Below are 26,963 nucleotides of genomic sequence, written 5' to 3' on the forward strand. Positions count from 1 at the left end.
TGACATCACAAAGGCCCGCCGCCCCCGCCCTGACCAGCGCGTTTCATCGGATTTCCGGTGGCCGGCGGACGCTGAAACCCCGCTGAAAGGTCGTTGAGCGCCGCGCCCCGCAGGCTGCTGGGCATGACGACGACCACCGACACACCCGCCATCGCCGCCACCGGGCTGCGCAAGTCGTACGGCGACAAGACCGTCCTCGACGGCATCGACCTCCACGTGCCGGAGGGCACCGTCTTCTCCCTCCTCGGCCCGAACGGCGCCGGCAAGACCACCGCCGTGAAGATCCTGTCCACCCTCATCTCCGCCGACGCCGGCGCCGTCCGCATCGCCGGCCACGACCCGGCCACCCACCCCGACGCCGTACGCGCCGCCATCGGCGTCACCGGCCAGTTCTCCGCCGTCGACAACCTCATCACCGGCGAGGAGAACATGCACCTCATGGCGGACCTGCACCACCTGCCGCGCGGCGAGGGCCGCCGCGTCACCGCCGAACTGCTGCAACGCTTCGACCTCACCGACGCCGCTGCCCGCCCCGCCGCCACCTACTCCGGCGGCATGCGCCGCCGCCTCGACATCGCCATGACCCTCGTCGGCAGCCCGCGGATCATCTTTCTCGACGAACCGACCACCGGCCTCGACCCGCGCTCCCGCCACAACATGTGGCAGATCATCCGCGAGTTGCTCACCGACGGCGTCACCGTCTTCCTCACCACCCAGTACCTCGACGAGGCCGACGAACTCGCCGACCGCATCGCCGTCCTGAACGGCGGCAGGATCGTCGCCCAGGGCACCGCCGCGGAGCTGAAGCGGCTCGTCCCCGGCGGGCACGTGCGGCTGCGGTTCGAGGACCCCGGGGCGTACGAGAGGGCCGCCGGCGCGCTGCGCGAGACCGTACGCGACGACCAGGCGCTGACGCTCCAGATCCCCAGCGACGGCACGCAGCGGGAGCTGCGCGCGATCCTCGACTGGCTGGACGCCGCCGACGTGCACGCCGACACCCTCACCGTCCACACCCCGGACCTGGACGACGTCTTCTTCGCCCTCACCGCCACGCCCGACCAGCCGGCCGCCCAGTCCAAGGAGAACGTCCGATGAGCACCTTCGCCCTCGCCGTACGCGACTCGTCCACGATGCTGCGCCGCAACCTCCTGCACGCCCGGCGCTACCCCTCCATGACCCTGAACCTGCTCCTCACCCCGGTCATGCTGCTCCTGCTCTTCGTCTACGTCTTCGGCGACACCATGAGCGCCGGCCTCGCCGGCGGCGCCCCCGACCGCGACGTCTACATCGCCTACGTCGTGCCCGGCCTGCTGCTCATGACCATCGGCAGCACCACCATCGGCACCGCCGTCTCCGTCGCCACCGACATGACCGAGGGCATCGTCGCCCGCTTCCGTACGATGGCGATCCACCGCGGCTCCGTGATCATCGGGCACGTCCTCGGCAGCGTGCTCCAGTGCCTGGCCAGCGTGGTCTTCGTCGGCGCCATCGCCGTGGCCATAGGCTTCCGCTCCACCGACGCGACCGTGCTGGAGTGGCTCGCCGCCCTCGGGCTGCTGGTGCTCTTCGCGATGGCGCTGACCTGGATCGCCGTCGGCATGGGGCTCGTCAGCCCGAACGCCGAGGGAGCCAGCAACAACGCCACCCCGCTGATCCTGCTGCCGCTGCTGTCCAGCGCGTTCGTGCCGCTCGAAGCGATGCCGGGGTGGTTCCGGCCGATCGCCGAGTACCAGCCGTTCACGCCGGCCATCGAGACCCTGCGGGGGCTGCTGCTCGGCACGGAGATCGGGCACAACGGCTGGCTGGCCGTCGCCTGGTGCCTGGGGCTGATCGTGCTCGGCTACTTCTGGTCCAAGGCGTCGTTCAACCGCGACGCGAAGTGACCGAGATGAGCCCGCGGGCCACCTCGCGCAGCTCGTCCCGCCCCAGGGCGGCGTACTCCGACACCGCGTCGGCGTACGCCGCCCCGTCGGCGTCTTCCGCGGTACGGCGGGCGCGGTCGACGGAGAGCGTGGGGTGGAACGCCTGCGGGATGTACAGCCGCTCGGCGAGCGCCAGCAGCCGCACCGCGGAGGTGTCGCCCGAGGCGAGGCGGACGAGACCGAGGCAGAGCACGGCGGTGCCGTCGACGGCGGCTTCCGCGGGGACCTGGCCCTCGTGGCCGGAGGCGCCGGTCAGGAGCGTACGTATCCGCCGCTCCAGCTCCGCGACGAGACCGGCGACGGGTTCGAGCCGGCCGGCGTAGGCGTGGGCGGCCACGGCGGCGGCGGCGATGTGCAGGCCCCAGGAGTCGTCGAGGACGTCGTTCGGCGCGGCGGGCGGTGGGTCTGCCGCCGGTACGGCCGGGGCCGGGGACAGCGTCGCGGGGGGTGCCGTGAGCGGGGGCGCCGCGGGCCCCGCGGGTGCCGCGACCGGCGGGTTCGGCGCCTCCGACGGGCCCCCGGAACGTACCTTCTCCACCGCCGTCCGCCACCGCTTCAGCCCCAGCTCCGTCAGCCCCCGCGACAGCGCGATCTCCCCCCACGCCGCCATGTCAGCCGCCAGCAACTGCGGCTGCTCCGCCGGCGACCGCGCCTCCTCCACCCGCCGCAGCCACTCCTCCGCCTCGTCCGGCTCGCCGCGCTGGAGGCACGCCAGCACCAGCCCGCGCCGCAGCCCCGTCGTCGGCGACTGGTCGCTCAGGTGCGCCATCGCGTCGAGGGCCGCCAGCAGATGCCCGTACGCCTCCTCGCCCAGCCCGGCCTCCATGCACAGCTCGCTGCACCGGGAGTGGCCGAGGAGCTGGAGGGACGGATTGGGCACGGCGTCGACCGCGGCGAGCATCCGGCGCGCGGAGGCCAGCGCGCTCTCCCGCTCGTGCGCGTGTTCCAGGAGGTAGCTGGCGACGCACTCGGCGATGCCGGCCAGCAACGGGGCGTCGCTCGCGCGGAGTTCGTCGAGCGCGCCGTAGCGGGGCGCGTGCATGTCCGGTACGGCGCACAGCACGACGGCGAGCGCCCGCAGCACGGTGTCCGGCTCGGCGGGGGGCAGGCGGCGCAGGGTGGCGAGGTGGCGCGGGTGGAGTGGCCCGTAGCCCATGAAGGGGGCGGCGGTGCACAGGGCGCACAGGGTGCGGGTGACCTCGGTGTGGCGGGGGTCGGGGCGGTAGTGCGACATCGGGCGGGCGGTGCCGGCGGCGAGGGTGAAGGTGCGGTGGAAGCTCGCCGAGTCGGTGGTCCAGACGCCGGCGAGGACGGCGCCGGCCGCGGCGGTGGTGGCGTGGTCGGCGCGGGCGAGGCCGTAGCGCAGGGCGAGTACGAGGTTGTCCTGCTCCGCGCGCAGGCGGGCCCAGTGCCGCAGCGGCTCGCGGCCGAACAGCGCGTCGTGGTGGGCGACGCCGAAGTCCCGGGCCCAGCCCAGGAAGCGGGCGGTGACCGCCTCCTCCTCGCCGGCCGCCGCACGCCGGGCGGCGCTGAACTCCCGTACCGTCTCCAGCATGTGGAAGCGGATCCCGGCGGCGGTGTCGGCGGCTTTCAGCAGCGACTGGTCCACGAGCTGCTCCAGCAGCTCCAGCGCGTCGCCGCTGCCCAGCAACTGATCCGCCGCCTCCGCCGTGAAGCCGCCGGGGAAGAAGGACAGCGCCCGCAGGGCGGCGCGGGCGTCCTCCTCCAGCAGGTTCCAGCTCCAGTCGACGACCGCGTGCAGCGTACGGTGCCGCTCCGGCGCGTCCCGCGCCCCGCCGCGCAGCAGCGCGAACCGGTCGCCGAGGCGCCGCGCGATCTCCGGTACGGACAGCACCCGCACCCGCGCCGCCGCCAGCTCCACGGCGAGCGGCAGCCCGTCCAGGTGCCGGCACAGCTCCGCCACGGCGGCGGGCGGGAGTTCGACGTCGGGGCGGGCGGCGCGGGCGCGCTGGGTGAAGAGGTCGGCGGAGGTCGCGGCGCTGAGCTGCGGGAGGTGGTAGACGGCCTCGGAGCTGAGCCCGAGGGGCGCGCGGCTGGTGACCAGGACGCGGAGGTCGGCGGCGAGGGCCACCAGCTCGCGGACGAGGTCGGCGGCGCCGTGGACGACCTGCTCGCAGTTGTCGAGGACGAGGAGCGCGGGCTGCCCGCCGAGGGCGGCGACGATGAGGGCATGCGCATCGGCGCCGGGGGCGCCACCGCTGGGACCGCCCCCGCCGGGGCCGCCGTGACCGCCGCCCAGGGCGGAGGCCACCTCCCCGGCCACGTCCTCGTCGGCACGGACGCCGGCCAGCGACACGAAGTGCACGAGCTGCTGCTCCGCCCGCCGGCTCACGGCGTGCGCGAGCCGCGTCTTGCCGAGGCCGCCGGGCCCGACGATCGAGGTCAGCCGCGAGGAGCGCAGCAGGGCGTCCACCGCGGCGAGGTCGTCGTCCCGCCCGAGCAGCGGGTTCGGGTCGTGCGGCACCCCGTGGCGGACGGCGGGGGCGTCGGCGCGTAGCAGCTCCTGGTGGACGGCCCGGAGCGCGGCGCCCGGGTCGGTGCCGAGATCGTCGCGCAGCTCGCGCCGGTACGTGTCGTAGCGGGCGAGCGCCGCAGAGGGCCCGGCCGCCGCCGCCTCGGCGCGCAGCAACTCGGCGAGCACCTCCTCGTCCAGGGGCGCTCCGGTGTGGGCCTGCGCCAGCGGCGCGGCGGCCTCAGCCCGCCGGCCCACCCGCGCGAGGGCGAGCGCCCGGGCCCGTACGAGATCGCCGTACACCGCCGCCCGCGCGGCCCGCAGCTCCGCCACCGGATCCCCGGTCACGCCCTCCGCCCCGGGCGCCGCGTCCCAGAACCCGAGCCCCTCCTCCGCGGCGGCCAGCGCGGCGGCATGATCCCCGCCCCGCGCGGCCCGCGCACAGACCTCGGCACACCGCACCACGACCGCAACGTCGACCTCGTCCGCCGCCAGCGCCAGCCGGTACCCGGTCGGCGTACTCACGACGACCTCGGCGCCGACCTGGGCCCGCGCCCGCGACACCAGAATCCGCAGCGCATTGCCCGGATCCGCCGGCAACCCGTCGCCCCACAGCCCGTCCACCAGCCGCGCCACGCTGCAACCACCCCGCAGCTCCCCGGCCAGCAACGCAAGCAGCCCGCGCACCCGAGGCGCGGTGATCTCCCGCCCCCGAAACGCGACCCGAGAAAGAAAGGTCAGCTCGACCCGGCCACTCACGACGTCCGACCGACTCCGCCACACCCGGCACCCGGAACCGCCACGCCCGTGCGGGCGATGCGCGAAACGGCGGTGTCGATCACGCGGCGGCTCCCTCAACGAGGCACGGATGTGCGAGCAGCCTATAGCGGGGGCAGACGCCCCACCGCCCCGAAACCACCGCCGCCGGCGACACCGACGCCGGACCGCTCAGCGCGGCACGAGCCGAATCGTGGCGGCCTGAGCCTGCGGCGTCACGATGCTCCCGAAGATGTCCGCCGGATAGCGCCCGTACTTGGCCCGGTACGCGGCATCCAGCCGCGGAGTGGTCTCGGACCCGTCACCGACATCGACAAAGGCGACATCCTTGTCGACACCCCCCGCCCGAATACGCCCCTCCAACCGCGCCCGAGTCCCCCGAAACCACGGCCCCTGAGTCCCCTTCACGGACCGGACGTAGACGTCGTCCCCGTCGCGTACGACCCACATGGTGACGGGATCACGCAGACTGCCGTCGCGACGCAACGACTGAAGATCCAACTCCTCCGCACCACCAATCCGCTCCAACTCCTCAACCGTCCACGCCGCCATCCCAGACCTCCGCTCCGGTACCCCCAATACACCGCATACCAGACGAAACCTAAGCGAACCTCCCCGCCCTCGCACCCCCGCTGAGCCCACTCCGCGATGACTGTGCGCAGGGAACACGAACGGCCCCTGACCTGCTTTGCGCAGGTCAGAGGCCGTTCGTCAAGGATGGTGGCGGCGCCAGGATTCGAACCTGGGAAGGCTGAGCCGGCAGATTTACAGTCTGCTCCCTTTGGCCACTCGGGCACACCGCCAAGGGATGTTGCCTGGTCCGGCCGCTGGGGCTGTCTGGCAACGTCGTAAACCATACCCGATGGCCGGGGGTGGTTCGCCACTCGGTTGTGGGGCTCGTGGGTCGGGTGGGGTGGCTAGGCTGGCCTTGGCCCCGGGGACCGGGGTGCGGTACCAGGGAACCAGTGCACGAGGAGCGCACCGAAGATGGCCGACTCCAGTTTCGACATCGTCTCGAAGGTCGATCGGCAGGAGGTCGACAACGCTCTCAACCAGGCTGCGAAGGAGATCTCGCAGCGCTACGACTTCAAGGGCGTCGGCGCCGCCATCGCCTGGTCCGGGGAGCGGATCGAGATCCGGGCCAACGCCGAGGAGCGGGCCAAGGCCGTGCTGGACATCTTCCAGTCCAAGCTGGTCAAGCGGGGGATCTCGCTGAAGGCTCTGGAGTCGGGGGAGCCGCAGGCGTCCGGGAAGGAGTACAAGCTGTACTCCACCGTCAAGGAGGGCATCTCCCAGGACGACGCGAAGAAGCTCGCGAAGATCATCCGCGACGAGGGGCCCAAGGGCGTCAAGGCGCAGGTGCAGGGGGACGAGTTGCGGGTGACCTCGAAGAGCCGGGACTCGCTTCAGGAGGTCATCAACCTCATCAAGGGCAGGGACCTCGACTTCGCGGTCCAGTTCGTCAACTACCGCTAGGGCCAGCCGCCTGGCCTGGAGCACCTCGCTTGTCGCGGCCCGCGTGCGTGGTCGGTGGTGTGCCGTTCCTGACGTGCCGGAGGTCGTGCTGCGTCGCGTCCTCCGGCGCCCGCCGCCGGGCGGGTTCCGGCCCGGCCGCTCGTGTGTTCCGTGGAGCGGGGGCTGCAAGTAGGCTCGCAGTGGTCGGGGGTAGAGGGGTGGCGGGCCGTGGATCTGCGCCAGCTTCGCTATTTCGTGACGCTGTCCGAGGAGTTGCACTTCGGCCGGGCCGCCGCACGTGAGCACATCGTGCAGTCGGCGCTCAGCCAGCAGGTGCAGCGGCTGGAACGCGCCGTGGGAGTGCGGCTGGTGGAGCGGAGCACGCACCATGTCGCGCTGACCGACGCCGGGGCGGCGTTCCTGGTCGAGGCGCGGCAGATACTGGCTCATGTGGAGCGGGCCGCCGCGGTCGCGCGGAGCGCGGGCAGCGCGTCTTCCGCGCTGCGGGTGGGGATCATCGATGCCGGTTACGACTCGATGCCGCAGATCCTGCACGAGGTTCAGGCCCTGTTCCCGGATCTGGTGATCCACCAGGTCGAGGCGGGGGTGCCCGAGCAGTACCAACTGCTCGTCGACGGGCGGCTGGACGTGGGTATCGGGCGGGCGGCGCTCGCTCCGCCCGAGGTCGCCTCGCAGTTGTTCCGCCACGACGCGCTGGGGGTCATGATCCCCCGTGACCACCGGTTCGCCGCACTGGCCGAGGTGCCGGTCCCGGTGCTGGCCCAGGAGCCCTTGCTGCTTGCGGAGGACGTCCAGGCCCCGGAGTTCAACCAGTTCACGGTCGAGATGTGCCGGGCGGCCGGTTTCACGCCGACCGTGTACGAGGGCACGGTCGAGAGCATACGGGCGGCGGCCGACCTCGTCGCCCACGGCCGCTGCCTGTACTGCGTGCCGGCCTCCTGCATCTCCGCCTTTCCCGGCACCCTCTGGCGCCCGCTCACCGAACCCGTCTCGTACTACCCGTGGTCGGTGCTGTGGCGGGCGAACGACGACTCCGACCATGTCCGCGCCATCGTCGCCTGCGCGCGCACCATGTCAGCCCGGCTGGGCTGGCTGGCCCGCAGCGATCAGGCCGCGGGCTGACGTTCGGGGAGCCGGGCGCCGCGGCCGTTCTGCCCTGCGGGGGAGGCCGCCAGAGAGTGCAGAACGTGTTGCCGCGGCGCCCGGGCCACCGGCCGGCGTCGGCACGGCGTGGCCGCGCGACGAATCCGCGTCTGCGGGGCGCACAGGCGAGGTCCGCCAGGGCCGGACGGTGGCGTTCATGAGGGGACGGCTCGTGCACGTTTTACCTGTGTACGTTGCGGCCGGAGCGCCTTCCGGTACGTCGACCGCCGCCGCGCCCCGGCACCATGCTGAAGGCGAGCAGCAAGAGGCCCGCGCCGACGATGGCCGTGATCCAGGTGGTGAGGTCGAAGAACCCCTGGGTGCCGTCGATGTCGAACAACTCGGCGGCGAGGAAGCCGCCCAGCAGGGCGCCGGCGATTCCGATCAGGGTGGTGACGATCAGTCCGTGCCCGTCCCTGCCGGGGATCAGTAGTTTGGCGATCATGCCGGCCAGCAGGCCGAGGATGATCCAGGCGATGATGCCCATGGCTGGCTCCTGAGCGGGAGTGGTGGGAACTCTGCGAAGGGCCGGTCGTCCGGAGCGGACGACGCAGCAGGGTCGGACGCCTGCGTGGGGGCACGGGCGCCGACGCGGTGGAGAGAGTCGTTCACCATGAGCAAAGCCCAACCGCCGTCCGTCGGAAACAGGCGATCGGGGATGGGCTCATCTCGCACACCGATCACCATGTGGACGCCGCCTCCGCCGGTCCCTTCCGTGGTGCTGTCGGGCGGGGGTCTGCCAGCGCCTGATCACGCAGGCGTGCGCAGGTGGCGCTGAGCAGCCGGGAGATGCGCATCTGGGAGACGCCGAGTTCTTCGCCGATCCGGCTCTGCGTCATCTCGCAGAAGAACCGCAGGTACAGCAGGCGGCGCTCCCGCTCGGGCAGTGCCTGCAACAGGGGGCGCAGCACCGCTCGGTCGATGACCCGGTCGAAGCCGGGGTCGTCGTCGCCCAGCGTCGCGGCCAGCGGGAAGTCGTCCTCGGCGCGGTCGAGGGGGGCGTCGAGCGACTGGGCGGTGAAGCACTCCAGCGCGCCCTGCCCCAGCCGCACCTCCTGCTCGCTCAGTCCGGTGTGCGCGGCGATCTCCGACACGGCGGGGCCCCGGCTGTCGTCGGAGTCGCCGAGTTCGCGGCCGGCGGTGTGGACCTGCTGGCGCAACTCCTTGGCGCGCCTGGGCACGTGGACGGCCCACGTGTGGTCGCGGAAGTGCCGTTTCACCTCGCCGACGATGGTCGGTACGGCGTAGCTGGCGAACGCGGTGCCGGCCTCCGGGTCGTAGCGCGAGACCGCCCTGACCAGGCCGAGCCGGGCGACCTGTTCGAGGTCCGCGAAGGACTCGCCGCGGTTGCGGAACCGGCGGGCGAGCCGGGTGGCCATGGGCATCCAGGCGCACACCGCGTCCTGCCGCAGCGCGGTCTTCTCCGGGCCGTCCGGCAAGGCGGCGATGCGGCGGAAGAGGGCCGCGGTGTCCGGGGCGTCGTCGTGGGGGTGCTTGCGCCGGTTGCTTTCGGTGCGTACGGCCGGCATGCGGGATGTCCCTTCGATCGGGGTGGTCGCTCACCGGGCCGGACCCGGATCGACTGCGGCCGGGGCAGTGGCCTGCTCCGGGGCACGTTGCGGGCGGAGTCGGGCGAGTTCGCCGGGCGCGGCGCGGTTCGCCGTACGCCGGGCCTCGTCGCCGGGGCGGGGTGCTGCCGGCTCGGCGGGGGGAGCCCGGCCCGGCCGGCCCCGAGCCCGAGCCGCGCCCGGGGGCGGCAGAAGGCGGTCCTCCAGCCAGGACAGGCCGATGACCATGCCGAGCAGGAAGAAGGGCGTCAGGACCGGGATGAGCAACATGTACATCGTGACCGCCTGTTGTCCGCTGTGCGCGAGACCGGCAGGTGGCGCGAGCACGGCCGCTGTCGCGGGGCGTGCCGAGCCGGGGTGCCGCCGCGCACCCCGCGGCACCGCGGGCAGCGCCGGTACGGACTGCGTCGTGAGGTCATGGGCGGCCGGGGTAACGGGGGGAGCGGGCCGGCCGTCGGCTGGAGCGAGGCGTCGGGTGCCGGCACGGCCGGCGGGCCGAGCAGGAGGGAAGCGGTGCCGGTCAGGTCGAGGATGCGGGCGAGCGCCGTGGACGGGTGGTGCAGGCGCAGGGTGCCTCCGGCCTTGGCGGCCCGGCGCGACATCTCCAGGAAGGCGCGCAGGCCGCTGAAGTCGCAGAAGGTGACGGCGATCAGGTCGACGTCGACGGTTCGTACACCCTCGCGCGTACATTGCGCGAACGCCTCACGCAGGAGCGGCACCGATTCCAGATCGATCTCGCCCGCGAGGGAGATCACCGTCCGGTCCGCCAGGTCGCGCCGGACGAGGTTCAGCCGCGGCATACGCACCTCCGGCAGGTCCGCGAGGGGGACCGCGGCGCTCCGCTGCTGCCGCTCCTCGTCTTCCCCGGCCACCGCACCGCGCGGTACGGGACCACTCGTGTCTCAGCCATCCGGGCACTCCCTTTCTGCAAACGCTGTGGCCGGTGCCTGTTCGGGCACGGTTCGGGCACCGGTGGCCGTTCAGACCGGACGCCGGTGGACGTAGCACCAGCGCGGTCTGGTCCCCTGTTCGAGGGCGCGGACGACGGGGTGGTCGGTCTCTTCGTAGTGCGCCTTGGCGTGCCGGTTCGGTGAGTCGTCGGAGCAGGCCACCCAGCCGCATGACACGCAGACCAGCAGGGCCACCCAGCCGGCTCCCAGCTCCTGGCAGCCGCGGCAGCCGTCCGACAGGGCTGGGACCGGCGAGATCCCGTCGAGATGGTCGCAGCGCGGCGCCGAGCCGTTCGGGCTCACCGCGGTCGCCACCTGAAGGATGCGTTGCCCGAAGGCCATGGACAGCCGCCAATGCATCGGAGTCACCGGGCAGGGCCCGGCCGATCGCCCTCAGTCAACGCCGTCGCCATCCGGGCGGAAACCGGCAACTTGAGAAGGGCCCATCACCGCAGGGGATCGCGGACGGAGACCCCGGGCCGGCCGGGTCGCGGCGGGCGGGCGTCCTGCGCGGGCGTTCCGCGCGGGCGTCCTGCGCTCGCGCGGTGCCTCGATCGGGCCCGCGCGCGTCAACTCCGTGCATCTTCGGCTCACCCTGCCGGGTGGCGCGGGGGCGCTTTTGTGATGGTCGTTTCGGCCATTCGGTGTTGCGCGGAGGGCGCCGGGAGGCCGTGTGCGCCGGCGGTACGGCGCCCGGCGCGGCGCACGCGGGCGGGGAACCGGTGCGGGGTCTCCAGCGGGGTGGGTGCAAAACCTGCCGTACGGGATTGGCCGGGACGGGAGCCCGGACCCTTTCGGCAGGTGCCGCCGATGCCCTGTGATTCCTGCGGCATCAGCGACCGCCCGGCCCGCGGATCGCGGTCCGAGTCGGTGCCGGCGGCCGGGCGGCGGCGAACGATAGGGGAACGCATTGAGCACACCCACTCCACTCCGCGTGGCGCTGGTCAACGGCAGCTTCGAGGAGCCCGTCGTCACCGATTACGAGATCCTGCCGGACGCCTCGCAGCCACAGGCGCCGAAGTCGGTGCCGGGCTGGCTCACCACGGCGAGCGACCACGCGATCGAGCTGTGGCACTCGGGCTTCCTGAGCGTGCCGTCGGCCGAGGGCGCGCAGTTCGCCGAACTGAACGCCAACGAGGTCTCCACGCTCTACCAGGACCTGCCGACCACTCCCGGCACGAAGCTGTACTGGCGCCTGTACCACCGCGGCCGCCAGGGCGAGGACACCATGGCGCTGGACATCGGCGCCCCGGGCGCGGCGGCCGAGCAGCGCCAGTTCACCGACGGCAACACCGCCTGGGGCTACTACACCGGCACGTACACCGTGCCGGACGGCCAGACCACCACCCGCTTCGCCTTCCGCTCGGTCGCCGCCGCCGGCGGCAACAAGGCCATCGGGAACTTCCTGGACGGGGTGTTCTTCGGCACCGCCCCCGTGGTGGTGCTCACCAAGTCCGCGATCCCCCAGGGGCCGCTGGAGATCGGTGACGTCATCACGTACCGCATCACCGCCAGGAACGTGGGCGGCGGCGCGGCCGAAGCGCTGACGATCACCGACGACATCCCGCCGGGAGTGACCTACCTGCCCGGCTCGCTGCGGATCGTCGGCGGCCCCAACACCGGTCCCAAGAGCGATGACGAAGGGGACGACCAGGGGTCCTACGACGCCCTGGAGGACCGGGTCGTCTTCCATGTCGGCGACGGCGCTTCCGGCGTGCAGCCCGGCAGCCTGCCCAACACCGAGACCCTGCCGGACGGGACCACGGTGGAATACCGGGTCACCATCGACGAGAGCAGCGCCGGCGGGCAGGTCGCCAACGTCGCCACCGCCACGTACGAGAACCGTCTCGGCGAGACCCCCGAGCCGCTGACAGCCACCTCCGACGAGGTCGTCACCGACGTCCTGCCGGCCGCCGATCTGCACGTGGTGAAGTCGGCCGACGCCACCACCGTCACCGTCGGGCAGACCGTGGCGTACCGCCTCACCGTCGGCAACAGCGGTCCGAACGACGCCACCGGCGTCACCGTCGCCGACCGGCTTCCCGACGGCCTCGTCTTCCTGGCCGCCACCGCCTCGTCGGGCGCCTACGACCCCGGGTCCGGCCTGTGGACCGTCGGGGACCTCGCCCGCGGCGCCACCGCCGCGCTCACCCTGTACGCCAAGGCCACCGCGACCGGCTCCGTCACCAACACCGCCACCGTGCGGGCCGACGAGAAGGACCCCGACCCCGCCGACAACGCCGACTCCGTCACCGTCTGCGTCGAGCGCGCCCCCTCCTGCTGCGACCCCTGCGCCTAGCCTTCGGCGAACGGAGAAAGACACATGGCGATGACCGCCGGGAACGAACAGCCACGGACGCACCGGGAGGTCCGCGGCAACCGCTGAGCGCCCGCCCGCCGGGCCGCCGGCGTGCGGTCAGGGCACAGGGCTCAGGGCCAGCGCTCAGGGCCAGCGCTCAGGGCTCCAGGTAGCGCAGGATGGCCAGGACCCTGCGGCTGTAGCCCTCCGTGTGGCCCAGGTCGAGCTTGTCGAAGATCGCGTTGACGTGCTTCTCCACCGCGCTCTGCGAGACGTGCAGCCGGGTGGCGATGGCCGCGTTGGTGTGGCCCTGGGCCATGCGGTCCAGGACCTCGCGTTCGCGGGGTGTCAGGCGGTCCAGCGGGTCCGTGCGGGTGCTGTGGGTGAGGAGGCGGCGTACGACCTCGGGGTCGAGGGCCGTGCCGCCGGCGGCCACGCGGTCCAGGGCGTCGAGGAACTCGTCGACCTGGACCACGCGGTCCTTCAGCAGGTACCCGACGCAGCCGGTGCTGCCGGTGACCAACTCCGTGGCGTAGCGCCGCTCGACGTACTGCGAGAGCACCAGCACCCCCGTCTCCGGCCACCGTTCGCGGATCTCCAGCGCCGCGCGCAGGCCGTCGTCGGAGTGGCCCGGGGGCATGCGGACGTCGACGACCGCGACGTCCGGGGGGTCGGCGGCGACCGCGGCGACGAGGGCCGGGGCGTCGCCCACGGCGGCGGTGACGTCGTGGCCCTCGTCGGCGAGGAGGCGGGCGAGGCCCTCGCGGAGCAGCGTCGAGTCGTCGGCCAGCACTACGCGCACGGCAGCTCCGCGGTGACGGTGGTGGGCCCGCCCGGCGGGCTGGAGACGGTGAGGTGTCCGTCGAGGGCGGCGACGCGGCGGGCGAGGCCCAGCAGGCCGCCGCCCGACGGGTTCGCGCCGCCGGTGCCGTCGTCCTCGATGCTCACGCGCGTCATCGTCGCATCCCGCGTCAGCGTGACGGTCACGAGCGTGGCGGACGAGTGCTTGATCGCGTTCGTGACGGCCTCGGAGACCGTGAAGTACGCGACCGTACGGACCGCTTCGGGCAGCGCCTCGGGGAGCGCGTAGTCGATGCGTACGGGCAGCTCGGAGCGCTCCGCCAGCGCCTCCAGCGCCTCGCGCAGCCCCTCGTCGTCCAGCGCCGCCGGGTAGACGTGCCAGGCGACCTCGCGCAGGTCGGTGAGCGCCAGTTGGGACTGTTCGTGGGCCTGGCGGAGCAGTTCCCGCGACTTGTCCGGGTCGGCCGCCGCGGTGCGGCGGGCGCGGCCGAGGAGCAGGCCGAGGACGACGAGGCGCTGCTGTACGCCGTCGTGGAGGTCGCGTTCGATGCGGCGGCGCTCGTCGTGGACGGCGGCCACGATGCCGGCGCGGGTGGCGGCGAGTTCGCCGATGCGGCGCTGGAGTAGGTCGGCGGGGCTGGGGCCGAGGAAGCGGTGGGCGAGGTGGTTGTCGAGGGCGGCGACCCCGTCGACGCTCTGGAGGGAGAGGAAGAGGAGGAAGAGGCCGGCGAGGGCGGAGCCGACGATCACGAACGGGTTGGCGTCGCTGGCCACGGGCCAGATCCACAGCAGCGTCGAGGCGTACGCCGCGCCGATGAGGGCGGTGCAGAGCACCGCGCCGCCGAGCACACCGACGCCCCAGCGGAGCGCGAGGTACTGGAGTGCGCGGGGGGTGGCGCGGGGCGGGGCGAGGTCGCTGCCGTAGAAGTACGTCATGCGCGTGCGCTCGGCCGTCGCGAGGCGGGCGGCGGTCCCGTACGGGAAGCGGGTGGCCCGCGGGGCGCCGCCGGCCGCGGCCTGCCACGGCCAGGTGGCCAGGAGCCACAGGCCGCACAGGACGGCGAGGGGCAGCTCGATCAGGGCGGTGAGGCCGCCGATGAGCACCCCTGCCGCGGTACGCAGGCGACGGAGCAGGACGGGACGCATGATGCGCTCACGCTAACCGCGGGCGGGGCGGCGGCGCACTGCGGCTTTCCGCAGGGCCGGGGTGGGGTCCGGACACCGGGGCTGAGCACCGCGTTCGCGGTCCTGCGGCGCGGCGCAGCCGCCGGGGTGCGGTATTCCGTACGGACTTGGGTGGGACCCCGGATTCCGGTTGTCGTACCCGCCCCGTACCGTCATCGGCATGATCGGAATCGCTGCCGGAGAAGCGCCCAGCGGTGGCGTCGCGGGCTGGGCCGCCGGGCTCATGGAGGATCTCGGGGCGCCCGGGGCCGGGTTGGCCATCGCGCTGGAGAACCTTTTCCCACCGCTGCCCAGCGAGGTCATCCTCCCGCTCGCGGGTTTCACGGCCAGCCAGGGCGGGCTGAACCTGGTGGCGGTGCTCATCTGGACCACCGTCGGCTCGGTCGTCGGCGCCCTCGCGCTGTACTGGGTCGGCGCGCTCCTCGGCCGGGAGCGGACCGTCGCGCTGGCGGCGAAGCTGCCGCTGCTCAAGGTGCGCGACATCGAGCGTACGGAGGCGTGGTTCAACCGGCACGGCACGAAGGCGGTGTTCTTCGGCCGCATGATCCCGATCTTCCGCAGCCTCATATCCGTGCCGGCGGGCGTCGAACGGATGCCGGTACCGGTCTTCCTCGGGCTCACGGCCGCGGGCAGCGCCCTGTGGAACAGCGTTTTCGTGCTCGCGGGGTACTGGCTGGGTTCGCGCTGGCACGAGATCAGCGACATCGTCGGCGTGTACTCCAAGGTCGTGCTGGGGGTCGTGGCCCTGGCGTTGGTGGTGTTCCTGGTCATCCGCGCCGTGTCCGCCGGCCGCGGTCGGCACCGCGCGCCGCGGCGGGGCGAGTAGCCCGTACGGCTCCGGCGTCCGGCCCTACGACGGGTCGCCGCCCAGGTGCCGTTCGTACGCCGCCAGTGTCTCCAGGAACGTCCGCCGCTCTCCCGCCGTCAGCGGCTCCAGCGCCCTGCGCCACGCCTGCGCGCTCTGCCCCAGCCAGGCGTCGATCGCCGGGCGGCGCTCCGCCGCGATCCCGACCAGCTTGCGCCGCCGGTCCGCCGGGTCCTCGCGCCGCTCCAGGACGCCCTTGCGGCTCAGCTCGCCGACCATGAGGCTCACGGTCGTCGGGGCCACCTCCAGCCGCTCGGCCAGCTCGTTGACGCCCGACTCGCCGTCGAAGAGCAGGTAGGCGAGGAGCGAGAGGTGCCGCGGGGCGAGCGCGAGGGAGCGCAGCTCCTCGGGGACCGGCAGCCGTTTCGCCCGCCCCACCATGCGCGGCATGAGCAGCAGCAGCGTACGGATGGCGTCGTCGACGCCGGGCCCGGCGGTTGACACCGCGGCGCTCCTCTCTTTAGCTTTGCATGCAAAGCTGCTTTGCTTTCAGAGCAAAACCTTTTGCGGCGTGAGCGCGATGCTACCCGCGAGCGCGAGAGGCGGTCCCCGTGCCGAACGAGCAGCAGCCCCCGGGCCCGCAGTCCGGCCCCTTCGCCGACCCGGAGCGCCGCAGGGCCGCCGGAGAGCAGCTTCTCCGGGCGCACGACGAGCTGCGCCGCGAGCTGGCCGGGGTGCTGGCCGCCGCCGACGGCCGCCCCGCGGCCACTCCTGCGTCGGCCGCCCCCGTGTCGGCCGCCCCCGTGTCGGCCCCCGCCCTACGCGACCTCAACCGCCACTGCCTCGCCTACTGCGCCTCCCTCGAAGACCACCACCGCGCCGAGGACGGCGCCCTCGGCGCCATGGAGCGGCAGTTCCCCGACCTCGCCCCCGCCGTCACCCGCATCCGCGACGAGCACCGCGCCGTCACCGCGATGCTGGCGCGCGTACGCGACCTGGCCGCCACCCCGCCCCCCGCGCCGGCAGCCGCCCGCCCCGCCCCGGCAGCCCACCCCGCCCCGGGCGGCCCTGTCCGCGCCGAGCTACGCGCCCTCGCCGCCCGCCTCGACGCCCACTTCGCCTACGAGGAGCGCACCCTGCTCCCCGCCCTCGGCGTCCCGGCACCGCCTGCGCGCCCCGCCGCCCCCGGCCCGTAACCTTGGCCCCGTGCAGGTACGCAACGACGCCCCGCTCGCCCCGCTGACCACCTTCCGCCTCGGCGGCCCCGCCGCCCGGCTCGTCACCGCCACCACCGACGCCGAGGTGGTCGAGGCCGTGCGTGCGGCCGACGCCGCCGGGACCCCGCTGCTCGTCGTCGGCGGCGGCAGCAACCTCGTCGTCTCCGACGCCGGCTTCCCCGGCACCGCCCTGCGCATCGCCACCACCGGCTACACCCTCGACGGCACCGCGCTCGAACTGGCCGCGGGCGAGAACTGGTCCGACGCCGTCACCCGTACCGTCGACGCCGGCCTCGCCGGCGTCGAGTGCCTGGCCGGCATCCCCGGCTCGGCCGGGGCGACGCCGATCCAGAACGTCGGCGCGTACGGCCAGGAGGTCGCGGAGACGATCACCGAGGTCGTCGCGTACGACCGCACCACCGGCGAGACCGTCACCGTCCCCGGCGCCGACTGCGGCTTCTCGTACCGGCACAGCCGCTTCAAGGCCGACCCCGCCCGCTTCGTCGTCCTGCGCGTCCGTTTCCGGCTCGCCGACGAGGGCGGCCTCTCCGCGCCCATCCGGTACGGGGAGACGGCGCGGATGCTCGGCGTCGCGCCCGGCGAGCGGGTCCCGGCCGCCCAGGCGCGCGACGTCGTGCTGAAGCTGCGCGCCGGCAAGGGCATGGTGCTCGACCCGGAGGACCACGACACGTGGTCGGCCGGCTCCTTCTTCACCAACCCGATCCTCGACGAGCCTGCCTACGCCGCCTTCCTCGACCGCGTCACCGCGCGCCTCGGACCGGACGTGCGCCCGCCGGCGTTCCCGGCGGGGGAGGGGCTGACGAAGACGTCGGCGGCCTGGCTCATCGACCGCGCCGGCTTCACCCGCGGCTACGGCACGGGCCCGGCCCGCATCTCCACCAAGCACACCCTGGCGCTGACCAACCGCGGCTCCGCGACGACGGAAGACCTGCTCGCGCTCGCCCGCGAGGTGCGCGACGGCGTGCGGGACGCCTTCGGCGTCACGCTGGTCAACGAGCCGGTGACGGTCGGCGTGACCCTCTAGCCGCGCGCCGGTCGCGGAAGCCTCCGGCGGCGGCCCGTACGGTACGAGCCGCGCCCCCCGGCGCCGCGCGCCCCACCCCCGCGTGCCTCACCCCCGCGCCGACCCCAGCCCCACCGTCCGCCCCCGCACCGCCGGGTCGTCCACCAGGTCGAGCACCGCCCGGGCCAGGTCCGCGCGCGCCAGCGTGCCCGTGCCGGGGACATTGCCGCCGACCCGGCGCCGGTAGCGCCCCTTGCCGCGCCGGTTCGTCAGCTTGCCCGGCCGCAGCACCGTCCAGTCCAGACCGCTGTGCGCCAGCTCCGACTCCATGGCGGCGGCCTCCGCGTACACGTCCTTGAACACCGTCCGCAGCACCGGCGACACCGCCCGCCCCAGCACCCCCTCGTCCGGCGGCAGCGGCCCGACCGGCGCCGTGCTCACGACGAGCAGCCGCCGTACGCCGGCCGCCCGCGCGGCCCGTACGAGCGCGTGCGCGGCGGCGCCGAGGCGGCCCGGGGGCCGGCCGCTGCTCGACAGGCCGGGGCAGAACAGCAGGGCGTCGCGGCCCCGCACGACGGGGGCGAGCGCCGCGGGGTCGGTCACGTCCTCGACGGTCGTCACCGCCAACCGCCCGCGCCCGCCGCCGTATCCGCCCCAGCGCTCGCCTCCGCCGCGCGCCGCCCTGCCGCTACGTCCCTCTCCACCCCGCGCGGAACCGCCCCCGGGCCCCGCAGCCGCCCCGGCCCCGGCCCCGGCCCTGAAGCCCGAACCCGACGCCGAACCCGACGCCGAACCCGACGCAGACCCCGAACCCGACGCCGACACAGCCCCCGAGCCCTCGCCCCGCCCCGCCGACCCGGCGGTTGCGCCCCGCCCGCCCGGCACCCGCCCGCCCGGCACCCGCGCCCCCTTGCGCACCACCGCCGTCACCTCGTGCCCGGCGGCCAGCGCCTGCCGGACCACCTCCCGGCCGGTGCCGCCGGACGCCCCGAAGACCGTGAGCTTCATCGTCCCTCCCGTAAGTGGGTGATCACCCACCCCCTGTTAGGGTGAGTGAATGCCCACCTCCCCGTCAAGGCCGGCTCCGGAGCGCATCGTCGACGCCGCCGAGCGCCTCATGCGCACCGCCGGATTCGTGCACGCGACCACCAAGGAGATCGCGCGCGAGGCGGGCTGCTCGGAGGCGCTGCTCTACAAGCACTTCGTCAACAAGGAGGACATCTTCCTCCGCGTCCTCTTCGAGCGCCTGCCCCGACTGGGCGCGCTGCTCGCCGAGTTGGCCGCCGACCCGGACGGGCGCGGCGTCGAGGAGTGCCTGCGGGCCGTCGCCCTGCGGGCCGTCGAGTTCTACGACGAGATGCTGCCGATGGCGGGCGCGCTGCTGGTCGAGCCGGGGCTGCTCACGCGGTTCGCCGGCGGGCTCGCCGCGATCGGGCGCAAGGGCCCGCACGAGGCGCGCGACGCGCTCGCGGACTACCTGCTACGGGAGCGTGAACGCGGGCGCATCAGGAGCGACGCCGACCCGGCCGCCGCGGCGGCGCTGCTGCTCGGCGCGTGCTTCCAGCGGGCGTTCTTCCTGGCCTTCGGCGGTCAGACGGCGGTTCAGCCGGCGGACGACTTCGCCGCGGCCGTGTCCCGTACGGTCTGGGCCGCGCTCTGCCCGCCGACCGCCGCGCCTCCTCCGGCTGTGCCGGCCGTGCCGCCCCCGGCCGCGCCCTGACGGCCGTCCGCCGGCTCTCCCGCCAGCCAGTCGTCCACCCCCGCCAGCAGCCGCCGCCGTACGTCCTCCGGCGCCACCGAGGCCCGTACCGACTGCCGCGCCAGCTCCGCCAACTCCTCGTCCGTGAACCCGTGGTACGTACGCGCCAGCTCGTACTGCGCCGCCAGCCGCGACCCGAAAAGCAGCGGGTCGTCCGCCCCCAGCGCCATCGGCACCCCCGCGTCCCACAGCGCCCGCAGCGGCACGTCCTCCGGCCGCTCGTAGACCCCCAGGGCGACGTTCGAGGACGGGCACACCTCGCAGGTCACGCCCGCCGCCGCCAGCCGCGACAGCAGCCGCGGGTCCTCGGCGGCGCGGATGCCGTGCCCGATGCGGCGCGCGTCCAGGTCGTCCAGGCAGTCGCGCACGCTCGTCGGCCCGGCCAGCTCGCCGCCGTGCGGGGCGGCCAGCAGGCCGCCCTCGCGGGCGATGGCGAAGGCGCGGTCGAAGTCGCGGGCGAAGCCGCGGCGCTCGTCGTTGGAGAGCCCGAAGCCGACGACGCCGCGCTCGGCGTAGCGCACGGCGAGCCGGGCGAGCGTACGGGCGTCGAGCGGGTGCTTCATCCGGTTCGCGGCGACCAGCACCCGCATCCCGACGCCGGTGTCCCGGGCCGTCGTCTCGACGGCGTCCAGGATGATCTCCAGCGCCGGGATCAGCCCGCCGAGGCGCGGCGCGTACGAGGTGGGGTCGACCTGGATCTCCAGCCACCCCGAGCCGTCCGCCAGGTCCTCCTCGGCGGCCTCGCGCACCAGCCGCTGGATGTCCTCGGGCGTGCGCAGACAGGACCGGGCCAGGTCGTACAGCCGCTGGAAGCGGAACCAGCCGCGCTCGTCGGTCGCGCGCAGCTTCGGCGGCTCGCCGCTGCTCAGCGCCTCGGGCAGGTGCACGCCGTACTTGGCGGCCAGCTCGATCAGGGTGGCGGAGCGCATGGAGCCGGTGAAGTGCAGGTGCAGGTGCGCCTTCGGCAGGCGGCGGACGTCTCGCGCGGCGGGGGGGTGCTCGTGCTCCATGGAGAGATCTTGCCGTATCGGCGGGGGCGGGCTCCACCGGCACCTACGAACGAGGGCTTGCCCGGACGGTTGTCCGGACAAGCCCCCGGGCCGTCGCACGACGACCCCGAAAGCCCTACTCCGCCTCGGCCAGCAGCTTCTGCAACCGTGAGACGCCCTCGACCAGGTCCTCGTCGCCCAGCGCGTACGACAGCCGCAGGTACCCCGGCGTCCCGAACGCCTCGCCCGGCACCACGGCCACCTCGGCCTCCTCCAGGATGATCTCGGCCAGCTCCACCGAGTTCGCCGGCCGCCGGCCGCGGATCTCCTTGCCGAGCAGGCCCTTCACCGACGGGTACGCGTAGAACGCGCCCTCCGGCTCGGGGCACTCCACGCCGTCGATCTCGTTCAGCATCCGCACGATCGTCCTGCGCCGCCGGTCGAACGCCTCGCGCATCTTCGCCACCGCGTCCAGGTCGCCGGAGACGGCCGCGAGCGCGGCGGCCTGCGCGACGTTGGAGACGTTGGACGTGGCGTGCGACTGGAGGTTCGTCGCGGCCTTGATCACGTCCTTCGGGCCGACGACCCAGCCGACCCGCCAGCCGGTCATCGCGTACGTCTTGGCCACGCCGTTGACGACGACGCACCTGTCGCGCAGCTCCGGCACGACCACCGGCAGCGAGTGGAACTCGGCGGTCCCGTACACCAGGTGCTCGTAGATCTCGTCGGTCAGCACCCACAGCCCGTGCTCGGCGGCCCAGCGGCCGATCGCCTCGACCTGCTCGCGGGGGTAGACCGCGCCGGTCGGGTTGGACGGGGAGACGAAGAGCAGCACCTTCGTGCGCGGGGTGCGCGCGGCCTCCAGTTGCTCGACGGACACCAGGTAGCCGGTGGTCTCGTCGGCGACCACGTCGACGGGCACGCCGCCGGCCAGCCGGATCGACTCGGGGTACGTGGTCCAGTACGGCGTCGGGACGATGACCTCGTCGCCCGGGTCGAGCAGGGCGGCGAAGGACTCGTAGATCGCCTGCTTGCCGCCGTTGGTGACGAGCACCTGGGCCGGCTCCACCTCGTAGCCCGAGTCGCGCGCGGTCTTCGCGGCGATGGCGGCCTTCAGCTCGGGGAGCCCGCCGGCGGGCGTGTAGCGGTGGTACGTCGGGTTGGTGCACGCTGCGATCGCGGCCTCGACGATGTAGTCGGGCGTCGGGAAGTCGGGCTCGCCGGCGCCGAAGCCGATCACCGGCCGGCCGGCCGCCTTGAGTGCCTTGGCCTTGGCATCCACGGCGAGCGTCGCGGACTCGGAGATGGCGCCGACGCGGGCCGACACCCGTCGTTCGGTCGGGGACTGGGACGCGGTGTTTGCAGCGGTCATGGCGCCCATCGTTTCAGACGGGCGGGGGGCACGGCACATGGGTTGCACGGCTCGTACGCGGGGCGCGCGGCGTACTCGTTCGACGGCGGGGCGTGAAACCCGTACACTCATGCACCGTGCCAGCCCCGGTGCAGATCTTGCACGCGCTCGTGAAGCCTCTGTAGGAATGCGTTAGGTTGGGATGACACAAAGGGTCGTAGCTCAATTGGTAGAGCACTGGTCTCCAAAACCAGCGGTTGGGGGTTCAAGTCCCTCCGGCCCTGCTACGCGCATCTCCTCAGGAGATGCGTACGCAGTTCACAGCAGCCCCTCCGTGTTGCTCCACCGGGCGCGGCAGGCCAACGAACCGGGATCCAGGTGAGGACGAGTGACGGAAGCCTCCACCGCGACGCCTGACCGCCCCGAAGGCGACGCGCGACCCGCTCGCCGCGGCGGCAAGCGCGGCCGGAAGGGCCCGTTCGCCCGGCTGGCGCTCTTCTACCGGCAGATCGTCGCGGAGCTGCGCAAGGTCGTCTGGCCGACGCGCAACCAGCTCACGACGTACACGACCGTCGTGATCATCTTCGTGGTGGTCATGATCGGCATCGTGACGGTGATCGACTTCGGGTTCACCGAACTCATGCAGTACGTCTTCGGCTGACCGATTCGCGTACGCCTTGCCCCGTAAGGTACGTAAGGTGGGCGACTGCATGTGCACATCCCCTTTTGAGCCAGGAAGAAGCAGCTACCGTGTCTGACCCGAACCTGAACGACGCAGTCGCGACCGACGAGGTCGCCGGCGCTGCGCAGGCGGAGCCTGCCGAGCAGGTGGAGGAGCCCGAGACGGCGGCGGCGGAGGCCGGATCCGAGGACGCCGAGGAAGCCACGGCCGAAGCGGCCGAGGACGACGCGGTCACCGAGGACGACGCCGAGAGCGCGGCCGACGCCGCCGGCGAGGCTGACGACGCACAGGAGTCCGCCGAGGCCGAGGCCGAGACGGCTGACGACGAGACGGCTGACGACGAGACGGCTGACGACGAGACGGCCGACGACGAAACGGCCGACGAGACGGCCGAGGGCGAGCAGGACGCCGACGAGGACGAGGACGAGAAGCCCGACGAGTCCGTGGAGTCGGCCGAGGAGGCCGTCGACCCGGTCGAGGCGCTGCGCCAGGAACTGCGCGGCCTGCCCGGCGAGTGGTACGTGATCCACACCTACGCGGGCTACGAGAAGCGGGTCAAGGCCAACCTCGAACAGCGCGCCGTCTCCCTGAACGTCGAGGACTTCATCTACCAGGCCGAGGTGCCCGAGGAAGAAGTCGTCCAGATCAAGAACGGCGAGCGCAGGAACGTCCGGCAGAACAAGCTCCCGGGCTACGTCCTGGTGCGGATGGACCTGACGAACGAGTCGTGGGGCGTCGTGCGCAACACCCCCGGCGTCACCGGCTTCGTCGGCAACGCCTACGACCCGTACCCGCTGACGCTCGACGAGATCGTCCGCATGCTCGCCCCGGAGGCCGAGGAGAAGGCCGCCCGCGAGGCCGCGGAGGCCGAGGGCAAGCCGGCGCCGTCCCGCAAGGTCGAGGTGCAGGTGCTCGACTTCGCCGTGGGCGACTCGGTCACCGTCACCGACGGCCCGTTCGCGACGCTCCAGGCGACGATCAACGAGATCAACGCCGACTCGAAGAAGGTCAAGGGCCTGGTGGAGATCTTCGGCCGGGAGACCCCGGTCGAGCTGAGCTTCGACCAGATCCAGAAGAACGACTGAGGGCCCACCGCCCGTCCCCACGCTTCCGACCAGGTCAGACGGCTTCGCAGCCGCTCTGACCTGCTCGGTTTCAGGACCCGTACCCGAGACGGCTATCGTGGTGCGGTATGCCTCCATCCGGACGATCTGGCAATCACCGGATCGAGGCGCAAACTCTCATTCAAGGACCCGGAGAGACATGCCTCCCAAGAAGAAGAAGAAGGTCACGGGGCTGATCAAGCTCCAGATCCAGGCCGGTGCCGCGAACCCGGCCCCGCCGGTCGGCCCCGCGCTGGGCCAGCACGGCGTGAACATCATGGAGTTCTGCAAGGCGTACAACGCCGCCACCGAGTCGCAGCGCGGCTGGGTCATCCCGGTGGAGATCACGGTCTACGAGGACCGTTCGTTCACCTTCATCACCAAGACGCCGCCGGCCGCGAAGATGATCCTCAAGGCCGCGGGTGTGGAGAAGGGCTCCGGCGAGCCGCACAAGACCAAGGTCGCGAAGATCACCCGCGACCAGGTCCGCGAGATCGCCACCACCAAGATGGCCGACCTCAACGCCAACGACCTGGACGCCGCCGAGAAGATCATCGCCGGCACCGCCCGCTCCATGGGCGTCACGGTCGAGGGCTGAGCGGCCCGCGACACCCGCAGCACCCTGTGGCAGGGCCGTGCGCCGGCCCGCACCACGACTCCGTACCGACACATCAGGAGCAGCAGTGAAGCGCAGCAAGGCACTCCGCGCCGGCGACGCCAAGGTCGACCGCACGCGGCAGTACGCACCTCTCGAGGCCGTCCGCCTCGCCAAGGAGACGTCCACGTCGAAGTTCGACGGCACCGTCGAGGTCGCCATGCGGCTGGGCATCGACCCGCGCAAGGCCGACCAGATGGTCCGCGGCACCGTGAACCTCCCGCACGGCACCGGCAAGACCGCCCGGGTCCTGGTCTTCGCGACCGGTGACCGTGCAGCGGCCGCGGAGGCCGCGGGCGCCGACATCGTCGGCGCCGACGAGCTGATCGACGAGGTGCAGAAGGGCCGTCTCGACTTCGACGCGGTCGTCGCCACCCCGGACCTCATGGGCAAGGTCGGCCGCCTCGGCCGGGTCCTCGGCCCGCGCGGTCTGATGCCGAACCCGAAGACCGGCACGGTCACGCCCGACGTGGCGAAGGCCGTCACCGAGATCAAGGGCGGCAAGATCGAGTTCCGCACCGACAAGCACTCCAACCTGCACTTCATCATCGGCAAGACCTCGTTCGACGAGCAGAAGCTGGTGGAGAACTACAGTGCGGCGCTGGAGGAGGTGCTGCGGCTCAAGCCGTCGGCCGCCAAGGGCCGTTACATCAAGAAGGCCACGATCAGCACGACGATGGGCCCCGGCATCCCGGTGGACCCCGCGCGGGTGCGCAACCTCCTGACGGAGGACTCGGTGGTCTGACGGGCAACGCCCGTTCGACAAACCTGCATCGACTGTCACGGCCATGCAACGGGTCGGATCCGGAACGCCTATGGCGGACCGGGTCCGGCCCGTTTCTGGTGTTCACTGGCCGTACGGGCAGAACGCCTGCCCGAGAGAACGTACGACCACACGAGGGGGCGGGGATTCCCATGCACACGACCGTGAAGCGCGCAAGTGTCTCGCTGGGGGCGGCGCTGCTGCTCGCGTTCGCGGCGGCCTGCGGGTCCGACTCCGACGGCGGTGACGGCGGTTCCGGCAACGGGGGCAGCGACGGCGGCAACGGGGGCAGCGGGACCGTACGGGGCGCCCAGGCCGCGCTCCAGGCGATCGACGAGAAGACCACCGGCGCGGAGTCGTCGAAGTTCGAGAGCACCATGGTCATGGGCGACGCGATGACCACCGAGAACGAGGGCGAACTCGACTGGTCCGACGGCGCGATCGGCACCGCCACCGTGAAGTACACCGACGGCCAGATGGCCTCCTCGATCCAGATGATGGACGACGACGCCACGCTGGACGCCCGCTACCTGCCGGACGCCTACTACGCCGGCGTCGAGGGCGCGTTCCAGACGCAGTACCCGGACAAGAAGTGGATCCGCTACGACTACGACGACATGGCCGAGGTCATGGGCCCGTCCGGGGACTACATGAAGGACCAGATGCAGAACAGCACCCCGGGGCAGGCCGTGAAGCTGCTGCTGGCCTCCGAGGACGTCGAGGAGGTCGGCCAGGAGGAGGTGCGCGGCGTGCAGACCACGCACTACTCCGGCACCGTGGACGTCTCCGACCTGGCGCGCGCGTCGTCCAAGACGCTGAGCGAGGAGCAGCTTTCGGACCTGGAGGACCAGCTTGAGGCGTCCGGCGTCACCACGCAGACCGTCGACATCTGGGTCGACGACAAGGACCTGATGATCAAGCGCGAGGAGTCCGGGAAGATGACGGGCGGCGAGTTCAGCACCACCGTCTACTACTCGGACTACGGCATCGACGTGAACGTCGAGGAGCCCTCGGCGGCGGAGAGCATCGACTTCACCGAAATCCAGTAGCGGTCGGCGGACGCGCACGATCCGCTAGCGTGTTCCCTTCCATGGTCCGGGACACGTGTACCCGGAGGGAAAGGACCACCATGCGCTCGACGTTCGTACGGGGCGGGGCCGCGCTCGGCGCGGCCGCCCTCGCCGTGACCGCCTTCACCGCCTGCGGTGACGACGACGGGGGAGACGGCAAGGCGGGCGGCAGGGAGGGCGGGAACGCCGGTCAGCCGGTGGACGTCTCGCCCGCCGCCGCCGTCCGCAAGGCCACGGAGAAGGCGGAGAAGCTCACCTCCCTCGAATACCGGATGGCCGGCGAGGTGCCCGGTGAGGGCACGATGGAGGGCACCGGGGCGATCAGCATGGACCCGCCCGCCATGCAGATGAAGATGGCGGTGGACGGGGCGACCGCCGACGAGAGCGGCGAGGTGGAGATACGTCTCGTCGACGACGCCATGTACATGAACGCCGGCGAAGAGGCCGCCGCCGAGATGGACGGCAAGACCTGGCTCAAGATCGGCATGTCCGACGACGAGGCGGGCGGGGGCGAGAACCCGCTGCTGGAGCTGGAGGGGGCCGAGGACAACCCCGCCGACGAGGCCCAGATGATGAACGCGGCCGAGGACCTGGAGAAGGTCGGCGAGGAGAAGGTCGAAGGGGTGCAGACCACCCACTACTCCGGCACGGTCAGCGTCGCCGACCTCCGCGCGGAGCTGAAGAACGAGGACGCGGAGACCAGGAAGAAGCGCCAGAAGTCGATCGACGAGATGGCGGAGCTGGGCGTCGACGAGTTCACGATGGACATGTGGATCGACGCGAAGGACCACACCAAGCAGTTCCGCATGCAGGCCGAGACGAAAGAGGGTCCCCTGGACACCACCATGACCTTCCTGAGCTACAACGAGCCCGTCACGGTGAAGGCCCCGCCGGCGTCCGAGACGGCGGACATGAGCGGCGCGATGCAGGAGACGGAGGGCGGCGCGTAGC

The 26,963-nt window shown here is 72.8% G+C and carries 27 protein-coding genes and 2 tRNA genes; 16 read left to right on the forward strand and 13 right to left on the reverse strand.

Annotation, left to right across the window (positions count from 1 at the left end; genetic code table 11):
* The first annotated feature begins 123 nt into the window (after positions 1 to 123).
* Together QBL21_RS03635 and QBL21_RS03640 are read left to right on the forward strand one after the other, a co-directional pair.
* The gene (locus QBL21_RS03635) at positions 124 to 1,095 is read left to right on the forward strand and encodes an ABC transporter ATP-binding protein (protein WP_407560516.1); all 972 of its coding nucleotides are present in this window, start codon (positions 124 to 126) and stop codon (positions 1,093 to 1,095) included.
* On the forward strand, positions 1,092 to 1,883 hold the full coding sequence (locus tag QBL21_RS03640; protein ID WP_407560517.1) for an ABC transporter permease: 792 nt from the start codon (positions 1,092 to 1,094) through the stop codon (positions 1,881 to 1,883). The genes QBL21_RS03635 and QBL21_RS03640 overlap by 4 nt, the downstream gene beginning before the upstream one ends.
* Here the strand turns inward: QBL21_RS03640 and QBL21_RS03645 are convergent.
* The 3 genes from QBL21_RS03645 to QBL21_RS03655 form a co-directional block, all read right to left on the reverse strand.
* On the reverse strand, positions 1,864 to 5,154 hold the full coding sequence (locus QBL21_RS03645) for an ATP-binding protein (RefSeq protein WP_407560518.1): 3,291 nt from the start codon (positions 5,152 to 5,154) through the stop codon (positions 1,864 to 1,866). The two genes, QBL21_RS03640 and QBL21_RS03645, sit on opposite strands and share 20 nt — an antisense overlap.
* 189 nt (positions 5,155 to 5,343) lie before the next feature.
* Positions 5,344 to 5,724, reverse strand: coding sequence for a DUF2255 family protein (locus QBL21_RS03650; RefSeq protein WP_407560519.1), 381 nt, complete (start codon positions 5,722 to 5,724; stop codon positions 5,344 to 5,346).
* 166 nt (positions 5,725 to 5,890) lie between these two features.
* Positions 5,891 to 5,975 (reverse strand) — tRNA-Tyr (locus QBL21_RS03655).
* Positions 5,976 to 6,159: 184 nt separating this feature from the next.
* Between QBL21_RS03655 and QBL21_RS03660 the strand changes: the two genes are divergently transcribed.
* Positions 6,160 to 6,648: a YajQ family cyclic di-GMP-binding protein gene (locus QBL21_RS03660; RefSeq protein WP_407560520.1), complete on the forward strand. Its 489-nt coding sequence runs from the start codon at positions 6,160 to 6,162 to the stop codon at positions 6,646 to 6,648.
* A gap of 207 nt (positions 6,649 to 6,855) precedes the next feature.
* Entirely contained in the window at positions 6,856 to 7,770 is a 915-nt protein-coding gene (locus QBL21_RS03665; protein ID WP_407560521.1) for a LysR family transcriptional regulator, read from the forward strand.
* A 202-nt stretch (positions 7,771 to 7,972) separates the two neighbouring features.
* Here the strand turns inward: QBL21_RS03665 and QBL21_RS03670 are convergent, their stop codons facing one another.
* The 4 genes from QBL21_RS03670 to QBL21_RS03685 form a co-directional block, all read right to left on the reverse strand.
* Complete coding sequence (locus QBL21_RS03670; RefSeq protein WP_407560522.1) at positions 7,973 to 8,278, reverse strand: GlsB/YeaQ/YmgE family stress response membrane protein; 306 nt, start codon at positions 8,276 to 8,278, stop codon at positions 7,973 to 7,975.
* Positions 8,279 to 8,471: 193 nt separating this feature from the next.
* A complete protein-coding gene (locus QBL21_RS03675; RefSeq protein ID WP_407560523.1) occupies positions 8,472 to 9,320 on the reverse strand; it encodes a SigB/SigF/SigG family RNA polymerase sigma factor in 849 nt (282 codons plus the stop codon).
* A 287-nt stretch (positions 9,321 to 9,607) separates the two neighbouring features.
* A complete protein-coding gene (locus QBL21_RS03680) occupies positions 9,608 to 10,231 on the reverse strand; it encodes an STAS domain-containing protein (protein WP_407560524.1) in 624 nt (207 codons plus the stop codon).
* A 108-nt stretch (positions 10,232 to 10,339) separates the two neighbouring features.
* On the reverse strand, positions 10,340 to 10,669 hold the full coding sequence (locus tag QBL21_RS03685) for a UBP-type zinc finger domain-containing protein (RefSeq protein ID WP_407560525.1): 330 nt from the start codon (positions 10,667 to 10,669) through the stop codon (positions 10,340 to 10,342).
* Between the two features lie 550 nt (positions 10,670 to 11,219).
* Here QBL21_RS03685 and QBL21_RS03690 point away from each other — a divergent pair.
* Positions 11,220 to 12,608, forward strand: a complete 1,389-nt coding sequence (locus QBL21_RS03690; RefSeq protein ID WP_407560526.1) for a hypothetical protein — start codon at positions 11,220 to 11,222, stop codon at positions 12,606 to 12,608.
* Between the two features lie 157 nt (positions 12,609 to 12,765).
* Here QBL21_RS03690 and QBL21_RS03695 read toward each other — a convergent pair whose 3' ends face one another.
* Both QBL21_RS03695 and QBL21_RS03700 read right to left on the reverse strand, forming a co-directional pair.
* Complete coding sequence (locus tag QBL21_RS03695) at positions 12,766 to 13,401, reverse strand: response regulator (protein ID WP_407566291.1); 636 nt, start codon at positions 13,399 to 13,401, stop codon at positions 12,766 to 12,768.
* Positions 13,401 to 14,555, reverse strand: a complete 1,155-nt coding sequence (locus QBL21_RS03700) for a sensor histidine kinase (RefSeq protein ID WP_407560527.1) — start codon at positions 14,553 to 14,555, stop codon at positions 13,401 to 13,403. The genes QBL21_RS03695 and QBL21_RS03700 overlap by 1 nt, the downstream gene beginning before the upstream one ends.
* A gap of 262 nt (positions 14,556 to 14,817) precedes the next feature.
* Between QBL21_RS03700 and QBL21_RS03705 the strand changes: the two genes are divergently transcribed.
* Entirely contained in the window at positions 14,818 to 15,420 is a 603-nt protein-coding gene (locus tag QBL21_RS03705) for a DedA family protein (RefSeq protein WP_407566292.1), read from the forward strand.
* A 24-nt stretch (positions 15,421 to 15,444) separates the two neighbouring features.
* Here the strand turns inward: QBL21_RS03705 and QBL21_RS03710 are convergent, their stop codons facing one another.
* Positions 15,445 to 15,903 carry a MarR family winged helix-turn-helix transcriptional regulator gene (locus tag QBL21_RS03710; RefSeq protein ID WP_407560528.1) on the reverse strand — a complete coding sequence of 153 codons (459 nt, stop codon included), beginning with the start codon at positions 15,901 to 15,903 and terminating at the stop codon, positions 15,445 to 15,447.
* 107 nt (positions 15,904 to 16,010) lie between these two features.
* Here QBL21_RS03710 and QBL21_RS03715 point away from each other — a divergent pair, with 107 nt between their 5' ends.
* Both QBL21_RS03715 and QBL21_RS03720 read left to right on the forward strand, forming a co-directional pair.
* The gene (locus QBL21_RS03715) at positions 16,011 to 16,595 is read left to right on the forward strand and encodes a hemerythrin domain-containing protein (protein ID WP_407560529.1); all 585 of its coding nucleotides are present in this window, start codon (positions 16,011 to 16,013) and stop codon (positions 16,593 to 16,595) included.
* A 10-nt stretch (positions 16,596 to 16,605) separates the two neighbouring features.
* Positions 16,606 to 17,661 carry a UDP-N-acetylmuramate dehydrogenase gene (locus QBL21_RS03720; RefSeq protein WP_407560530.1) on the forward strand — a complete coding sequence of 352 codons (1,056 nt, stop codon included), beginning with the start codon at positions 16,606 to 16,608 and terminating at the stop codon, positions 17,659 to 17,661.
* A gap of 87 nt (positions 17,662 to 17,748) precedes the next feature.
* Here the strand turns inward: QBL21_RS03720 and QBL21_RS03725 are convergent, their stop codons facing one another.
* Positions 17,749 to 18,648: an NAD(P)-dependent oxidoreductase gene (locus QBL21_RS03725; RefSeq protein WP_407560531.1), complete on the reverse strand. Its 900-nt coding sequence runs from the start codon at positions 18,646 to 18,648 to the stop codon at positions 17,749 to 17,751.
* A 49-nt stretch (positions 18,649 to 18,697) separates the two neighbouring features.
* On the opposite strand from QBL21_RS03725, the gene QBL21_RS03730 reads away from it, so the two are divergent.
* The gene (locus QBL21_RS03730; RefSeq protein ID WP_407560532.1) at positions 18,698 to 19,360 is read left to right on the forward strand and encodes a TetR/AcrR family transcriptional regulator; all 663 of its coding nucleotides are present in this window, start codon (positions 18,698 to 18,700) and stop codon (positions 19,358 to 19,360) included.
* Here QBL21_RS03730 and QBL21_RS03735 read toward each other — a convergent pair.
* Positions 19,243 to 20,409 (reverse strand): adenosine deaminase, encoded by a 1,167-nt coding sequence (locus tag QBL21_RS03735; RefSeq protein WP_407560533.1) that lies wholly within the window; start codon positions 20,407 to 20,409, stop codon positions 19,243 to 19,245. The genes QBL21_RS03730 and QBL21_RS03735 overlap by 118 nt on opposite strands.
* 115 nt (positions 20,410 to 20,524) lie before the next feature.
* Positions 20,525 to 21,760: a pyridoxal phosphate-dependent aminotransferase gene (locus QBL21_RS03740; protein ID WP_407560534.1), complete on the reverse strand. Its 1,236-nt coding sequence runs from the start codon at positions 21,758 to 21,760 to the stop codon at positions 20,525 to 20,527.
* A 190-nt stretch (positions 21,761 to 21,950) separates the two neighbouring features.
* Here QBL21_RS03740 and QBL21_RS03745 point away from each other — a divergent pair.
* From QBL21_RS03745 to QBL21_RS03775, 7 genes are all read left to right on the forward strand, one after another.
* Positions 21,951 to 22,023, forward strand: a tRNA-Trp gene (locus tag QBL21_RS03745).
* A gap of 104 nt (positions 22,024 to 22,127) precedes the next feature.
* Positions 22,128 to 22,400, forward strand: coding sequence for a preprotein translocase subunit SecE (gene secE, locus QBL21_RS03750; protein ID WP_027771083.1), 273 nt, complete (start codon positions 22,128 to 22,130; stop codon positions 22,398 to 22,400).
* A gap of 89 nt (positions 22,401 to 22,489) precedes the next feature.
* Positions 22,490 to 23,506 carry a transcription termination/antitermination protein NusG gene (gene nusG / locus QBL21_RS03755; protein ID WP_407560535.1) on the forward strand — a complete coding sequence of 339 codons (1,017 nt, stop codon included), beginning with the start codon at positions 22,490 to 22,492 and terminating at the stop codon, positions 23,504 to 23,506.
* A 178-nt stretch (positions 23,507 to 23,684) separates the two neighbouring features.
* A complete protein-coding gene (rplK, locus tag QBL21_RS03760; RefSeq protein ID WP_407560536.1) occupies positions 23,685 to 24,122 on the forward strand; it encodes a 50S ribosomal protein L11 in 438 nt (145 codons plus the stop codon).
* 85 nt (positions 24,123 to 24,207) lie between these two features.
* Positions 24,208 to 24,924, forward strand: a complete 717-nt coding sequence (gene rplA, locus QBL21_RS03765) for a 50S ribosomal protein L1 (protein WP_407560537.1) — start codon at positions 24,208 to 24,210, stop codon at positions 24,922 to 24,924.
* A gap of 170 nt (positions 24,925 to 25,094) precedes the next feature.
* Positions 25,095 to 25,991, forward strand: a complete 897-nt coding sequence (locus QBL21_RS03770; RefSeq protein WP_407560538.1) for a hypothetical protein — start codon at positions 25,095 to 25,097, stop codon at positions 25,989 to 25,991.
* Between the two features lie 80 nt (positions 25,992 to 26,071).
* On the forward strand, positions 26,072 to 26,962 hold the full coding sequence (locus QBL21_RS03775; protein ID WP_407560539.1) for a DUF1396 domain-containing protein: 891 nt from the start codon (positions 26,072 to 26,074) through the stop codon (positions 26,960 to 26,962).
* The last annotated feature ends 1 nt before the right edge of the window (position 26,963 follow it).

Source organism: Streptomyces sp. 184, assembly GCF_045781775.1.
Taxonomy (GTDB): domain Bacteria; phylum Actinomycetota; class Actinomycetes; order Streptomycetales; family Streptomycetaceae; genus Streptomyces.

Excerpts from the sequence above, each read along its gene's own strand:
- QBL21_RS03635 (WP_407560516.1), top strand. The coding sequence starts at position 124 with ATGACGACGACCACCGACACACCCGCCATCGCCGCCACCGGGCTGCGC.
- QBL21_RS03640 (WP_407560517.1), top strand. The coding sequence starts at position 1,092 with ATGAGCACCTTCGCCCTCGCCGTACGCGACTCGTCCACGATGCTGCGC.
- QBL21_RS03650 (WP_407560519.1), bottom strand. The coding sequence starts at position 5,724 with ATGGCGGCGTGGACGGTTGAGGAGTTGGAGCGGATTGGTGGTGCGGAG.
- QBL21_RS03660 (WP_407560520.1), top strand. The coding sequence starts at position 6,160 with ATGGCCGACTCCAGTTTCGACATCGTCTCGAAGGTCGATCGGCAGGAG.
- QBL21_RS03670 (WP_407560522.1), bottom strand. The coding sequence starts at position 8,278 with ATGGGCATCATCGCCTGGATCATCCTCGGCCTGCTGGCCGGCATGATC.
- QBL21_RS03675 (WP_407560523.1), bottom strand. The coding sequence starts at position 9,320 with ATGCCGGCCGTACGCACCGAAAGCAACCGGCGCAAGCACCCCCACGAC.
- QBL21_RS03685 (WP_407560525.1), bottom strand. The coding sequence starts at position 10,669 with ATGCATTGGCGGCTGTCCATGGCCTTCGGGCAACGCATCCTTCAGGTG.
- QBL21_RS03700 (WP_407560527.1), bottom strand. The coding sequence starts at position 14,555 with ATGCGTCCCGTCCTGCTCCGTCGCCTGCGTACCGCGGCAGGGGTGCTC.
- QBL21_RS03705 (WP_407566292.1), top strand. The coding sequence starts at position 14,818 with ATGGAGGATCTCGGGGCGCCCGGGGCCGGGTTGGCCATCGCGCTGGAG.
- QBL21_RS03725 (WP_407560531.1), bottom strand. The coding sequence starts at position 18,648 with ATGAAGCTCACGGTCTTCGGGGCGTCCGGCGGCACCGGCCGGGAGGTG.
- QBL21_RS03730 (WP_407560532.1), top strand. The coding sequence starts at position 18,698 with ATGCCCACCTCCCCGTCAAGGCCGGCTCCGGAGCGCATCGTCGACGCC.
- QBL21_RS03735 (WP_407560533.1), bottom strand. The coding sequence starts at position 20,409 with ATGGAGCACGAGCACCCCCCCGCCGCGCGAGACGTCCGCCGCCTGCCG.
- QBL21_RS03740 (WP_407560534.1), bottom strand. The coding sequence starts at position 21,760 with ATGACCGCTGCAAACACCGCGTCCCAGTCCCCGACCGAACGACGGGTG.
- rplK (WP_407560536.1), top strand. The coding sequence starts at position 23,685 with ATGCCTCCCAAGAAGAAGAAGAAGGTCACGGGGCTGATCAAGCTCCAG.
- QBL21_RS03770 (WP_407560538.1), top strand. The coding sequence starts at position 25,095 with ATGCACACGACCGTGAAGCGCGCAAGTGTCTCGCTGGGGGCGGCGCTG.
- QBL21_RS03775 (WP_407560539.1), top strand. The coding sequence starts at position 26,072 with ATGCGCTCGACGTTCGTACGGGGCGGGGCCGCGCTCGGCGCGGCCGCC.